The organism is Vibrio coralliirubri (assembly GCF_024347375.1).
GTDB lineage: Bacteria > Pseudomonadota > Gammaproteobacteria > Enterobacterales > Vibrionaceae > Vibrio > Vibrio coralliirubri.
Map to the genome: position 1 here is coordinate 58,067 of NZ_AP025471.1, position 13,116 is coordinate 71,182.

Here is a 13,116-nt window from a genome sequence, read left to right on the forward strand (position 1 = left end):
TGGGTTAAAGCATAAATATAAAAGGAAGTGTAATGCATTCAAAATTCTTACTCTCTTCTTGCTTGCTAATGAGTGGGCTGTCTCAAGCAGCTTCATTAGAAGAGTCCGTGGCCTTTGCCATCGACTATAGCCCAGAGATATTGGCGCAATACTCCCGATACCAATCGGTGGTCAGAGACGGAGACGCGGCGAGTGGTTTGTATATGCCGCAAGTCAATTTGTACGCGGCGGCGGGTTATGAAGAGACGCGCTACAACAGTGGTAGCAAACTCGACACCGATGATCGAGGTCTAACGAGAACGGAAATTGGCGTTAAAGTATCCCAATTACTATTCGATGGTTTTAAAACCACGTCGAATGTCGATCGACTGACGTTCGAAGCGGAAGCTGAGCGTCTGACTCTGATTTCGCGAGCTGAAAACGTATCGTTAGATGTGGTGAGAAATTACCTCGATATCCTCAAAGCAGAGACGCTACTTGAATTGTCTAAGCGTAACGTAAAAGAACACCAAGAGATCTACCAAGATATCCAAGATAAAAAGAGCAAAGGCCTGAGTAGCAACTCGGATCTGGCTCAGATCTCCGCCCGTGTCGCGACGGCGCAATCTTCATTAATCGCTGCTCAGAATAACCTGTTTGATTTGCAAACTCAGTATCTACGTTTGGTTGGCAAACCTGCGGTGAACTTGGTTTACCCACGTTTTGATTACGCCTTGTTACCAAGCTCTTCTCAAGTCGCCCTACAACAGGCTGTCGACAACCACCCTGAAATCAAAGCCTCTTTGCTTGATATCGATGCGGCTCGTAAAGAGATGCGCCGCGAGAAAGGGGATTACTACCCAGAGCTAAAACTCGAACTTCATGCGAACAAGAATGACAACGTATCTAACCCTCTAGGCGGTGTCGATGAAGACGCTCGACTGATGTTGACGATGGATTATGACCTGTTTAATGGCTTCTCTACCGACTCTAGAGTTGAATCGTCAGCTTGGCGAGTGGAAGAGGCAAGGGCGATCCGATTACGAACAGAGCGTGAGGTTCGAGAGGGTACACAACTGGCTTGGAACGCTTACAAAATGCTTGAGCAGCAAAAATCCTTACTTCAACAGAACGTTGATGCAGCGAAAATTGCAGAGCTTGGCTATATCCAGCAATTCAATGTTGGCAGACGAAGCCTTCTTGATGTACTTGATGCAAAAGTAGAAGTGTTTTTGGCTCGAAGAAATTTCATTAGCACTGAATATGATCAAACGTTAGCGGCTTATCGAGTATTAAATGCGATGGGTATGTTGACGTATGCGTTGAGGATTGAACATCCAGAAGAGTGGCAAGGGGAGAATAAGTAATGAGATATTTTAAACTAGCGCTACTTAGCTCTATCTTGCTAATGGGGTGTGCAGAAACGCCTGATACGACAATGACGCGCCATCAAATTGATGACTTAGCGGATAATGACCGAGATGGTGTGATTAACCAGCGAGATCTATGTGCCGATACGCCAGAAGGTGTAACGGTAGACATTAAAGGGTGTGCCAATTGGAAAATTGTCGAAGATGTTGAAGTATTAAGTGTGGCATTTGATTTTGATAAGTATGACCTTAAACCTGATCATACCGCTGTATTAAATGAGTTGGTGCGTTTACTAGGAGAGCAGCCTGATGCTTCGGTTACCTTGGTCGGAGATACCAGTGCTGAAGGTACAAACGTGTATAACAAAGCATTGGCCAAGAAAAGAACTGGCGTGATTCGAGACGCATTGATTGATAGAGGCATCAATGGTGAGCGAATCTTCGAACAAGAGTTTACTCAGATAACCAGCTTAACTCAGCACCTTCACAAGCGTAAGCGCAGAACGATTGCGGTGATTAAGACAGAAAGCATGGAAGTGAACCCATCTTGGAACATCTTCACTTCAGAAATGCAGCTCGATAGTAATAGCGATGTTGAGTCTAAAACGTCGATTGATCCAGTAGGAGGCCAGTAATGAAATGTCTAGCTAATAAATCGGGCTTGCTGCTTGCTGCTGTACCTGCGTTGTTCTCTGTATCGACATTTGCGAATGACGCTACTGACATTGGTTTGGTCGCGATTGAGCCGAATATGCAGGGGCTTGTAGAAGATCTGCTTAATAGCCAAGAGATCGACTTAGAAATCTTGTTGAGTGACAGCGTCCCAGAACAGATGATCATGCAGCGCTCGCGTGTTGGTATCACTTCCAAAAAGTGGACTGACAAAGAGATGGCAAGGTTTGATATGCGTTACGGTTATAGGCCAACAGAGTTGATGTTCACCGCCGATGTCATAGCGATTCTAGCCAATGAAAATAACCCAGCAACATCAATCACTGTCGCTGAATTAATTGATGTGTTTGGTTGCTCTAACGATCCTAAACATCCCAAATGGTCACCAAGCAGTGATATTCGTAACGGTGAAAGCCTAGATACTCATATGTTGCCCTTTGCCATTGATCACAACCTGAAAGGACATACTACTTTTTCAAGTTGGGTCGAATGTGGAACGGAAGGCGAATATGCCCATACTCAGTTCTTGGCGGATCTGCCTGATCTGATTAATAAGATTGAAGACGAAGATGCAGCTATTGGGTACACCGTTTACTCAGATCAAATCTCAGACGTGAAATGGTTGAGCGTGGTTGATAACTTAGGTGTGAACTACGATCTAAACAAGGAAACGATCCTCTCTGGTCGCTACCCGTTAGCAACGGTTTATTACATGTACTTGAATATTCCAGCGCATCGCAAAGGCTTTACGGAACAAGAGGAGTTCTTTGTTGGGCTTACCTTGTCACAAGATCATCAAGGCGTGTTGAACCAATACGGTTTCATCAGTTTACCGCCAGAAGCTATTCAACGTAACAAAGTGAGATTGTCTCTTGAAGAGCCTGCGATTGAAGGTGGCTATAAGTAATAGGTACGATGTGTTGTAACCGTTGTGGGAGAGTGATATCCTCTCTTTCGTAATGGTTCTCAACGTGACGGATTACGTTATTCGGTGATGAATTTATCTAACGGGCATGTATGCCCGTTTTTTTTCGCCTAAAATTTGCGACTCGAGCGGTTGTTTGTCGATTGGTCACGTATAATGGACACTTCATATAGCGCTAAATAAGCCCAGTCGATGAAAATCTTTCAAGTTCTAATCTTGCATCTAATACTGTTCCTCAATGCTATTTCATTTTCAGCGCAAGCAACCGAAAGCTGGTGGCTAAGAACCGTATTTAACAGCAGCCCAAGTCAACCGAATTCTCAAAACTATATTAACGATATCGAGTTGATGGATTGTGGTGAGATTGAAGGTACTCTGTTGTGCAGTGACTTAACCCAATATTACGATTTGGATGTGTATGTTGAACTGGAGTTGGGCGACTCAAGCGTCGAAACAGTTCGCTTAAACCTGCCATATTCTCACCTAAGTTACACAAAGCTTCAGGCATACCTTCGCCAAGATGGCTTTGCTCTCAGTTCAATTCGTATTGGTGAAGATGAATTCGATGTTGCTGCTCAACTCGAACAAGCTCGAAATGAAGGTGTTGGTTTCGATAAGGTGGATAAACAGCTGGTCGAATTTATCAACGCGCCTCACGGTTCAGCAGAGCAACTGAGTGTGTGGAATGTGCCTAGCTTATCTTCTTCTAGCTCTACTTCTCCTTGGATTCAGTTACAGAGTGATGGTGACAACTTAACGGTTGAACTTAATCGTTTTTAATTGCTCAAATTTATAGATAGTTTCGTTATTTATTAGGCTAAACAAGCCTTTCAGGAGAACGGCTCACGGGCAGACAGCAAGTTATAATTCATTTAAGTGTTCGTTTTTCTGCGGCTCTCACATTTTTAATAAGCGTTTACCTTTGCCATTTGTTATACGTTGAGCCTTCGGTAAAACGAGCTTAGGATACGTTCAGTATTGATAAAGGAGACAACCCATGGTTGCAAGAGTAACGATAGCGCCACAAGGCCCAGAACTTTCTGAGCTGGTGCAAGGATACTGGCGTACATCGGAATGGGGCATGACCCCGCAACAACGCCTGACTTTCCTGAAGCAACATATTGATCTTGGCATCACAACTGTTGATCACGCGGATATTTACGGTAACTACCAATGTGAAAAGTTGTTTGGTGAGGCGTTAGCGCTTGAACCAAGCCTTCGTGATGATATTCAAATCGTCACCAAGTGCGATATCAACCTATGTGGTGACCACACTCCTGAGCGTAAGATCAATCACTATGACACCAGCGCGCAGCATATTTACCAATCAGTAAATAACTCATTAGAGCGCTTAGGTGTTAACGATATCGATGTATTGTTGATTCACCGCCCTGACGTGTTAATGGATGCTGATGAAGTAGCAGAAGCGTTCGCAGAGCTACATAAAGTAGGCAAAGTTAAGCATTTCGGTGTTTCTAACTTTTCACCGCGTCAGTTCGAACTGCTTCAATCTCGACTCGGTAAGCCGTTAGTGACCAACCAAGTTGAAATCAACCCATTGAACTTTGAAGTGGCTCATGATGGCACGCTAGATCAACTGCAGATGAACCGCATTCGCCCGATGGCGTGGTCTTGTCTCGGTGGTGGTAGCATCTTCAGTGGTGATTCAGCGCAAGCAATTCGTGTTCGTGATGAGCTAGAGGCGATTCGTCAAGAAGTGGGTGCAGACAGCATTGATCAAGTGATTTACGCTTGGGTTCGTCGTTTACCATCGAATCCAATTGCAATTATTGGTTCAGGTAAGATTGAGCGTGTGAAGACTGCGGTTGATGCACTGAAAATCGAGCTGACGCGCGAGCAGTGGTATCGAGTATGGGTTGCATCTAAAGGTCACGGTGTGCCATAGAAAGCAATTCGTTTAGAAATCAAAGCCAGCTAAGTAAGCTGGCTTTTTTGTGTTCGCCTAACATGTTTCTTCAAAACTGTGATTAAGGTGGAATAATTTTCAAAAACACTCATAATGCACTCTGTTTTTCACCAGTTGGATATTTCCATTGAGCACTTCAAAATTCTCTTCAATCGCCCTTAAACCAGAGCTTCTAAACACGTTAGATTCTCTTGGTTATACTGAAATGACGCCGATCCAAGCGTTAAGTCTTCCTACTATCCTAAATGGCAAGGACGTTATCGGTCAGGGTAAAACGGGTTCAGGTAAAACAGCTGCTTTCGGTTTAGGCGTGCTGCAGAACCTACGCGTTAAGCGTTTCCGTGTTCAGTCTTTAGTGTTATGTCCGACTCGTGAGCTTGCAGACCAAGTAGCAAAAGAGATTCGTACTCTTGCTCGTGGTATTCACAACATTAAAGTGCTGACACTATGTGGCGGTATGCCAATGGGCCCACAGATTGGTTCACTAGAGCATGGCGCACACATTCTTGTGGGCACACCTGGTCGTATTCTTGATCACCTAGAGAAAGGTCGTATTGATCTGTCTGAGCTGAACACACTTGTGTTAGATGAAGCTGACCGCATGCTAGAAATGGGTTTCCAAGACGCTTTGGATGCAGTGATTGAAGCGGCGCCAAAAGAACGCCAAACTCTATTATTCAGTGCGACTTTCCCTAAACAGATCAAATCTGTTGCAGACCGCATCATGCGCAATCCAGAAATGGTGAAGGTTGAATCAACACACGATCACTCAAGCATCCAACAACACTTCTACAAGTTAGAAGGTTCTGAAGCTCGTGATGACGCTCTAGAGTTGCTGTTACTTCATCACCAACCGGAATCTGCGGTTGTGTTCTGTAACACGAAGAAAGAGGTGCAGAACGTAAACGATGAGCTAAGCCACCGCGGTTTCAGTGTTATCGAACTTCATGGCGACATGGAACAGCGTGAACGTGACCAAGCTTTGGTTCAGTTCTCAAACAAAACCATCTCGATTCTAGTAGCGACAGACGTTGCGGCTCGTGGTCTTGATGTTGATAACCTAGATGCTGTATTCAACTTTGAATTGTCTCGCGACCCTGAAGTTCACGTTCACCGCATTGGTCGTACTGGCCGTGCAGGAAGCAAAGGCGTAGCGATCAGCTTCTTTAGCGAAAAAGAGATGTACCGTGTTGCTCAAATTGATGAGTACATGGACATGCCAATTGAGCCATCTGAACTGCCAGCAAAACCAATTGCTAAGCCGTACTACTCAAACATGGTTACCATCCAGATTGATGGCGGTAAGAAAGCTAAGCTTCGTGCTGGTGATATTCTTGGCGCATTGACGGGCCAAGGCGGCATTGATGGTAAATCAGTAGGTAAGATCAATCTGTTTGCAATGCGTGCTTACGTAGCGGTAGAAAGATCTGTGGCTAAGAAAGCACTGAACAAAATCGAATCAGGTAAAATGAAGGGTCGTCAATTCCGCGCCCGAATCCTGAAGTAATTCGAGACTGAATCCCTTTGCTGCGATATGTCTAATTAACGACATTGCTAATTAATGGCATTGCAGTAAAGGGTGTTCCACAAAATGCCACTCAAGTTTCTTATCTTAGGTTTATCGACCTAGTCCTCTATACCAAAGCATTATTCATCGGGTCTTATCGAATAAAGATCGTTGATATGTTTTCCTTCGCTAAGATACCAAGTCATCGCTTCCTGTCGATTGTGAACCAATATCGTGATCGTGGTTATTGAACCATCATCAAAATAACAAAGTTCATATTCTAAATCGCTTGGATGATCAGGAATAGCGGCCATAGCTTCCCTCCCAAATATCAATCATTTTAAATACGTCAACCCAACTCATTTATAGGGCTCGTATCACGTCAAATGAGTAATAAAATCAAGTTACATCACTGCCATTCATTATTTTTAGTTTAATCATTTGCCTAAATAGCTAGATTAGCAAGTTTGGCTCTCAATTTATCTCAAAGTTTTTACGATCACTGTTTATTAAGGCTACTTTTATACGAGTTGGAATTAGCGTTATAAGAACTAGGCTAACCTTAAAGAGATGAGTTAATCGGTTTGTGGCTTTGTTGAATGTCGTGAGAGGGTAGAATGAGAAAGTGCCGGTGGTTAGTTTTAGTGATCTGTTTTCTATTTACTGGGTGCGGGACAAAGTTCGCCTATAACAATATAGGTTGGTTTGTCGTTAGCTATATAGAAGATTTTGTTTCCCTCTCAAATAGCCAAGAATCCGAGCTTGAAGAGCGATTAGATATATTACAGAAATGGCATAAAGAAACTCAGCTACCTCTGTATATCTCGCAATTAGAAGCGATTCAAAACGTAGATCGGTCGGATATGAATCCCGCTTTTATTGTGGGTCAAAGTGAAGAAACGAAAGAGCATATTCGCTCAATCGTCAATAAGTTCGCTCCAGATATTTACGCCTTGAGTATGCAGCTTAGCCCTGAGCAAGACAGAGAGTTTTTAAAGAACTTTCGTGAAAAGCAGCAAGACTATTATGAAGAAAGGTTGTCGTTGAATGATGTCGACTCGAGAGAGCGATACAGAACTAGAATAGAAGAGCGGGCAGAGCGGTGGTTAGGTTCGGTGTCTAAAGAACAAAAACAGATTATTCTGGCTTGGTCTCAAGAGTGGGTAAACACCAATAATAGCTGGCGACAATATCAAAACAACACCTATCAAGAGCTAACGACGCTGATGGCAAAGAAGAGCGACCTACATATTGCTCAGCCAATTATTATGAAGTTGCTTTTAAACAATGAAGCTTATTATCCTGATGAACTTGAGCAGCAGCTCAACCAAAATATGGAAACATCAGCCAAGTTTTTAGTAGATATCGCCGCGACCAGCAGTAACAAGCAGTGGGCGTATTTTATGAATGAGTTAGAAAGCCTCAAAGGAACGTTGAAGTCATTGCAAGAGTAAGGCGTCCCTTTTAAAGGCTAGCGGTTATTGTCGAGCTAGCCTTTCATCAAACTTTAAGGTGAATTTCGGAACCTAACCCCTGTTACTCATCAGTAGTTTTGGAATCGACCCTTTGGCTGTCTTCGATATTTTCTGCATCAATTGGAAGCTCGGTTGTTGAATACCGTGGTCACTCTGCAGCTCATCGATCATTAACAGCCACAACCTTGCTGTCATTTCAGAATCGGCTAATGCTCTGTGGAAAGTGCCGTCGTTATCTATGCGTTTGAATCGAACTAGGTCGCCCAACTTATGGGTCGGAGCATCTTGGATTAGCCGACGAGCAATCAACATCGAGCATGCAAACTGTCCGTTGTAATCACGTCCAATATCGTCTAATTCTGCGTCGAGAAAGCGTTTATCAAACGATGCATTATGCGCCACAAGCTGACTGTCTTGAATAAAGTCTGCAAACTCACCCATCACTTCACTGCAACTGGCCGCGGTGCTCAGCATTCGGTTAGTAATGCCGGTGTAGCTTTCAATGAAGCCACTCACACGAAACCCTGGATTCATGAGTTGTTGGAAGGTGTCGACGACTTCGCCGTTAACGAGTTTAACTGCACCGATCTCAATCGCTCGATCGCCCATATTGGGTGATAAGCCTGTGGTTTCGAAATCGAGAACGATAACGGAATCTGCGGAGTTTGAAGCCATCGTGTTTCCTAATTGCTGTTTGGTAGTATCGCTTTATATGGGGCGTTTGGTGTTGCTATGGGTAAATCAGTTATTTGCTAGTGCCGATAACAAGCTCAGTGTACCCTGTTGAATCGTCATGCTCTCTGTTGAAGGTCAAAGCATCGTAGCGGTGAACGATCAGTTCAGCCGTGGTTGCGATAATCGTCCCTTCAAGCAAATGCCCACCAATCACATTGCCATTTTCATCAGCAACGGATATATGAACATGCTGGTGGTTTGGGGTTAGCGTCGCCATAAGAGACACAATTTCGAACGGAGCTTGGACTAGCTTGGTGTTGTTCGCATTAGCCAAACGAATATTGAGTTGAGAGACACAACCGACACAAGACGCGATAGAGCCTGCAGAGATGCTGTGTGTGGTCACTAACCTTTGGATCTCAAGCTTTAGGTCTTGCCCGCGGGTTAACCTCGTTGCGATAGGAGTAATCATCTCAATACCTCTGTTTTATCTGTGTATCAAAGAACAAAACGAAGCCACATGGGGCTTCGTTTAAGTAATACGTTGGCTAACACGTTATCGCTGCTAGTTGAGCTTTGATAGTTACTTGCCTTCTTTCTCTTGCTGTTCTCTTTTCTTCTTAGGAACGAAGTTCAGCACTGAAATCGGCACTTCTTTGCGTGGTTCGAAACCTTCCACTACACGACGCTCAATCAGGTGACCAAGACGTTTTTCAATAATGCACAGGTTCTTGAAGTTATCTTTCGATAGGAAAGAGATTGCTTCGCCAGACGCATCAGCACGGCCAGTACGACCAATGCGGTGAACATAATCGTCTGCTGGGAAAGGCATGTCGTAGTTTACTACGCGGCTTAGGTTGTCGATATCGATACCACGAGCAGCAACACCCGTCGCGACTAAGTATTTTAGGCGACCTTTCTTAAAGTCAGCTAAGATCTTTTCACGAATCGCTTGGCTACGTCCACTGTGGAAAGCTTCAGCTTGAATACCACGTTTCTCAAGTTGAGCAACCAACTTAGCCGCGCCATGTTTGGTTTCAATAAAGATAAGCGCTTGATCCCAGTTACCTTCGGTAATCATGTGGCTCAGTAGTGCCGACTTACGGTCTTTATCTACGGTCACTAACCATTGCTCAATGTTCGCTTTAGACGCATCAGTCTTGGCAATCGAAATCTCTTCTGCTTCACTGATTGCACTTTTCGCTAGCGCACGCACTGGTGTTGAAAGCGTTGCTGAGAACAGCAGGTTTTGAATGTCTTGTGGCAGACGCGCGATGATCTTGTTGATGTCTTCAATGAAACCCATGTCTAACATGCGGTCAGCTTCATCTAGAACCAGTACTTCCACTTCATCAAAATGCACTGCGCGCTGACCGTACATGTCGATCAAACGACCTGGTGTTGCCACAAGAATGTCGACACCTTCAATCAAGCGGTCTTTCTGGTGTTGGTAAGATACGCCACCGTACATCGCTAGTGATGTTAGGTTTAGGAACTTCGCGTACTTAGTGATGTTCTGTTCAACCTGAACCGCTAGCTCACGCGTTGGCGTCAGGATAACTGCGCGGATACGTTTTTTACGCTGCGTTTCACCTTTACTTAGCATTTCTAAGATAGGGAGAACAAAGCTCGCAGTTTTACCTGTACCTGTTTGTGCTGCCGCAATAAGGTTCTTACCAGAAAGCACAATCGGAATTGCTTTTTCTTGAATAGAGGTTGGCTTTTCATAGCCTTGTTTTGCAACGGCTTTAACAATAGGTGAGCTTAATCCAAGCTTGGAAAATGGCATAAGTTTCTCGGTATGATTTGGCTAAATAGCGATGGAAAGGTTCAACAATCTTATACAAGGATAAGATTAATGGCGGCATTCTACCATGTTGCTTGTGTACTACTAGCAACATACACACTTTAGTTGGATAATACTGGCTCAATAAGACGACGATAAGACAGGGATGTATGGAAATTACGCCGAATGAACGCGATGCAGTGTATAAAACGATTTTTTCTCGCCGAGATGTTCGTGGTCAGTTTCTTCCTGATGAGATCCCTGAAGATGTGTTGATGCGTGTGTTAACCGCTGCGCACCATGCGCCTAGCGTTGGCTTTATGCAGCCTTGGGATTTTGTCGTTGTCCGTGATATCGAAACCAAGCAACAGATCAAAGCGGGTTTTAATCAGGCTCATGCCGAATCAGCGGAAATGTTCACCGATGAAAAGCAGACGATGTATAAGCGATTAAAGCTTGAAGGTATTGTTGAATCGCCTATCGGAATCTGTGTGACTTGCGACCGAAACCGAACCGGAAAAGTAGTTTTAGGCAGAACCATTAAACAAGAGATGGATCTGTACAGCACCGTGTGTGCGGTTCAAAACTTGTGGCTCGCGGCAAGAGCTGAAAACCTTGGGTTAGGTTGGGTGAGCATTCTCCATGATTCTGTCCTGCGAGACGCACTCGATATCCCGGAAAACATCGATATTGTGGCGTACCTGTGTATTGGCTACGTTGATCACTTCAAAGATAAACCAGAACTTGAAACCATGGGTTGGCTACCAAGAAGAGACGTCAATTCAGCGATTCATGAAGGTAAGTGGAATACAGAGCAAATAGCGAATCCGGTGGAGGATTAATCTCCCACTTATTTTTGCCACTGAATATGCACGATCATTGATTATTTTGTTTGCTAAAAGAGGTGTTTATAAATTAAGTTGGATCTTGATATTATTTATATCAACAGTTTCATAAAGCATATTCCAACTTGAACGAGTAAATAGACCTCCCATTTGGGTTACAGCTATTCTCGTTCCTCTAGACGCTTATTTCGGATATCCATTGAACGACGCTAACTTACGTAGACTTCAGCAGCTTATTGCAAAGTATGAATTAGGTGAAGAGTATCACCTAACGATCGATGATCTAGAACACTCGCTATCGACTTCTCGCAGAAACACTTCGATCATTCTTAAATGCTTATCAGAATATCGCTGGATTTGTTGGATTCCGTCCAAAGGAAGAGGGAAGCTTAGCCAGTTTAGAATTTTGGTCAGCTTTCCCGAAGCATTAGAACAAGTGTTAGCGCTTCAGTTAGAACAAGGGTGCTTTAACGTTATTCCCCGTCTTCTAGAAAGCTATGGTGATGCTGCAATAAAGGCACTGACGCTAGCGACTGAAAAACATAGTCTGTTCAATCAACAACATGACCATTTGCTGATCACTCAATATCCGTGGGTCGATAACCTTGAGCCAGCAAAAACATACCGAACCGCCGAACATCACATCTTAAGAAGTCTCTACAATACGTTACTCGTCCAAGATCATGAGGGAAATCCCCAAGCGAGCCTCGCGCACCATTGGAATATGGAAGGGCGCTTTCTGCATTTTTGGTTGAGACCGAATGTGTTATTCCATGACGGTGAAACTTTAACGGCTAAAGATGTTGCTCAATGTTTGTTGCAGCTAAAAAATATCGAAGGGCCAGTACAGTCTTTATTTGATCAGGTCAGTGATGTTCAAGTTGTGGGTGATAAACAACTGACTATTGAGCTAACACACGCAAACCCAATGTTTCTCTATGCATTGAGTAGTCCTCACGCGTCTATTTACCGCTGCAAGCGTACTTATTTTTCGAGCGGTCGCAGTGCCTATATTGGAACTGGTCCTTTCTCATTAGATGATTGGAGCGAAGAGCGCTTGGTTCTTAAACGTCACCGAGGTTACTTTGCTCAAAATGCCTTGTTAGAACAGATAACGCTCACCGACATAGAAGGTTTGAATGATCACACCCTGAGTTTTAATCAATCTGGTGTCGCTGAAGAAACCACTATCAATGCACTTTCGTATCTTGCGGTTAATCGTAGAGAAAACTCGGGCATAACCCCTGAAGAACTCGACAGGCTAGTATCGTTTATCAAGTCCAGCAGTAAAGAGTTTGATGCTGATATGGTGACGGATGATCTCTCTTTCTCGCCGAGTAAATTAACATGCAGCAACCCCATTCCAATTTTGACGGGCACTGTTGTGTTAACACGACCTAGAATGACGATTCCTTTACTTCAAGAGGAGGCTGACTGGCTGCAACAAACGATTGCAAAGACAGGTGTCATTATTGAAGTTGTTGAGCTTCCCAATATCAGTGACCCTAGCTCCATGAGTGAATCGGCAGACCTGTTATTCATTGAAGAAGTTATCGAACAGCCAGCCGATTATGGCCTTTATGATTGGCTGCTTGCTTCCTCTGGGCTCAGATTCATTTTCAACAATTCAGAGATGAAAGCACATTGCGAGAGAGTTAGAGCTGCTGTGAGTGGCGAGGACCCAATGAGCGAGTTGAAAGAGATTGAAGGTTCGCTTTATCAACAGAAGTTACTTTGTCCGTTATTTCATGGTAAAGAGAAGGTTTTTAACAGTGTTGAGGTTCATGGCGTAGAGATTAACCAAACCGGTTATAGTGACTTTTATAAGCTTTGGATAGCTTCGAGCGAGAAGTAAATAGTCCAATTTTAACCCCATTTCCCCATCTTTTAGTTTCTGTTCAAAATGAAAACATGCACGAATCGGCTATCACCCTTTCGTGTTTCTTTCTAATGCT

Annotated in this window: 13 protein-coding genes; 9 read left to right on the plus strand and 4 right to left on the minus strand. The window is 43.9% G+C overall.

The window, feature by feature from the left end:
- The first annotated feature begins 32 nt into the window (after window positions 1-32).
- The 6 genes from OCV20_RS16945 (at window position 33) to dbpA (ending at window position 6,380) form a co-directional block, all read left to right on the plus strand.
- Window positions 33-1,346: a TolC family outer membrane protein gene (locus tag OCV20_RS16945; RefSeq protein ID WP_086774819.1), complete on the plus strand. Its 1,314-nt coding sequence runs from the start codon at window positions 33-35 to the stop codon at window positions 1,344-1,346.
- Window positions 1,346-1,984: an OmpA family protein gene (locus OCV20_RS16950; RefSeq protein WP_017059473.1), complete on the plus strand. Its 639-nt coding sequence runs from the start codon at window positions 1,346-1,348 to the stop codon at window positions 1,982-1,984. Before OCV20_RS16945 ends, OCV20_RS16950 begins: the two co-directional genes overlap by 1 nt.
- On the plus strand, window positions 1,984-2,928 hold the full coding sequence (locus OCV20_RS16955) for a PstS family phosphate ABC transporter substrate-binding protein (RefSeq protein WP_086774820.1): 945 nt from the start codon (window positions 1,984-1,986) through the stop codon (window positions 2,926-2,928). The genes OCV20_RS16950 and OCV20_RS16955 overlap by 1 nt, the downstream gene beginning before the upstream one ends.
- Window positions 2,929-3,138: 210 nt before the next feature.
- Window positions 3,139-3,726 (plus strand): hypothetical protein, encoded by a 588-nt coding sequence (locus OCV20_RS16960; protein WP_086774821.1) that lies wholly within the window; start codon window positions 3,139-3,141, stop codon window positions 3,724-3,726.
- 217 nt (window positions 3,727-3,943) lie between these two features.
- Window positions 3,944-4,852 carry an aldo/keto reductase gene (locus tag OCV20_RS16965; RefSeq protein WP_086774822.1) on the plus strand — a complete coding sequence of 303 codons (909 nt, stop codon included), beginning with the start codon at window positions 3,944-3,946 and terminating at the stop codon, window positions 4,850-4,852.
- A gap of 148 nt (window positions 4,853-5,000) precedes the next feature.
- Entirely contained in the window at window positions 5,001-6,380 is a 1,380-nt protein-coding gene (gene dbpA, locus OCV20_RS16970) for an ATP-dependent RNA helicase DbpA (RefSeq protein WP_017064348.1), read from the plus strand.
- Between the two features lie 140 nt (window positions 6,381-6,520).
- Here the strand turns inward: dbpA and OCV20_RS16975 are convergent, their stop codons facing one another.
- The gene (locus OCV20_RS16975) at window positions 6,521-6,694 is read right to left on the minus strand and encodes a hypothetical protein (RefSeq protein ID WP_017064349.1); all 174 of its coding nucleotides are present in this window, start codon (window positions 6,692-6,694) and stop codon (window positions 6,521-6,523) included.
- A 303-nt stretch (window positions 6,695-6,997) separates the two neighbouring features.
- On the opposite strand from OCV20_RS16975, the gene OCV20_RS16980 reads away from it, so the two are divergent.
- On the plus strand, window positions 6,998-7,834 hold the full coding sequence (locus tag OCV20_RS16980; protein ID WP_086774823.1) for a DUF6279 family lipoprotein: 837 nt from the start codon (window positions 6,998-7,000) through the stop codon (window positions 7,832-7,834).
- A 72-nt stretch (window positions 7,835-7,906) separates the two neighbouring features.
- On the opposite strand, the gene OCV20_RS16985 is transcribed toward OCV20_RS16980, so the two are convergent.
- From OCV20_RS16985 to OCV20_RS16995, 3 genes are all read right to left on the minus strand, one after another.
- Window positions 7,907-8,530: a 3'-5' exonuclease gene (locus OCV20_RS16985; RefSeq protein ID WP_086774824.1), complete on the minus strand. Its 624-nt coding sequence runs from the start codon at window positions 8,528-8,530 to the stop codon at window positions 7,907-7,909.
- A 70-nt stretch (window positions 8,531-8,600) separates the two neighbouring features.
- Window positions 8,601-9,002, minus strand: a complete 402-nt coding sequence (locus tag OCV20_RS16990; RefSeq protein ID WP_086774825.1) for a PPC domain-containing DNA-binding protein — start codon at window positions 9,000-9,002, stop codon at window positions 8,601-8,603.
- Window positions 9,003-9,113: 111 nt separating this feature from the next.
- On the minus strand, window positions 9,114-10,319 hold the full coding sequence (locus OCV20_RS16995) for a DEAD/DEAH box helicase (protein WP_048661141.1): 1,206 nt from the start codon (window positions 10,317-10,319) through the stop codon (window positions 9,114-9,116).
- 167 nt (window positions 10,320-10,486) lie between these two features.
- Between OCV20_RS16995 and bluB the strand changes: the two genes are divergently transcribed.
- On the plus strand, window positions 10,487-11,158 hold the full coding sequence (bluB, locus tag OCV20_RS17000; protein WP_050620564.1) for a 5,6-dimethylbenzimidazole synthase: 672 nt from the start codon (window positions 10,487-10,489) through the stop codon (window positions 11,156-11,158).
- A 202-nt stretch (window positions 11,159-11,360) separates the two neighbouring features.
- Complete coding sequence (locus OCV20_RS17005) at window positions 11,361-13,016, plus strand: ABC transporter substrate-binding protein (protein WP_086774826.1); 1,656 nt, start codon at window positions 11,361-11,363, stop codon at window positions 13,014-13,016.
- Window positions 13,017-13,116: the final 100 nt, after the last annotated feature.

Excerpts from the sequence above, each read along its gene's own strand:
- OCV20_RS16995 (WP_048661141.1), bottom strand. The coding sequence starts at position 10,319 with ATGCCATTTTCCAAGCTTGGATTAAGCTCACCTATTGTTAAAGCCGTT.
- OCV20_RS16945 (WP_086774819.1), top strand. The coding sequence starts at position 33 with ATGCATTCAAAATTCTTACTCTCTTCTTGCTTGCTAATGAGTGGGCTG.
- OCV20_RS16955 (WP_086774820.1), top strand. The coding sequence starts at position 1,984 with ATGAAATGTCTAGCTAATAAATCGGGCTTGCTGCTTGCTGCTGTACCT.
- OCV20_RS16985 (WP_086774824.1), bottom strand. The coding sequence starts at position 8,530 with ATGGCTTCAAACTCCGCAGATTCCGTTATCGTTCTCGATTTCGAAACC.
- OCV20_RS16980 (WP_086774823.1), top strand. The coding sequence starts at position 6,998 with ATGAGAAAGTGCCGGTGGTTAGTTTTAGTGATCTGTTTTCTATTTACT.
- bluB (WP_050620564.1), top strand. The coding sequence starts at position 10,487 with ATGGAAATTACGCCGAATGAACGCGATGCAGTGTATAAAACGATTTTT.
- OCV20_RS16975 (WP_017064349.1), bottom strand. The coding sequence starts at position 6,694 with ATGGCCGCTATTCCTGATCATCCAAGCGATTTAGAATATGAACTTTGT.
- OCV20_RS16965 (WP_086774822.1), top strand. The coding sequence starts at position 3,944 with ATGGTTGCAAGAGTAACGATAGCGCCACAAGGCCCAGAACTTTCTGAG.
- OCV20_RS16950 (WP_017059473.1), top strand. The coding sequence starts at position 1,346 with ATGAGATATTTTAAACTAGCGCTACTTAGCTCTATCTTGCTAATGGGG.
- OCV20_RS16990 (WP_086774825.1), bottom strand. The coding sequence starts at position 9,002 with ATGATTACTCCTATCGCAACGAGGTTAACCCGCGGGCAAGACCTAAAG.
- OCV20_RS16960 (WP_086774821.1), top strand. The coding sequence starts at position 3,139 with ATGAAAATCTTTCAAGTTCTAATCTTGCATCTAATACTGTTCCTCAAT.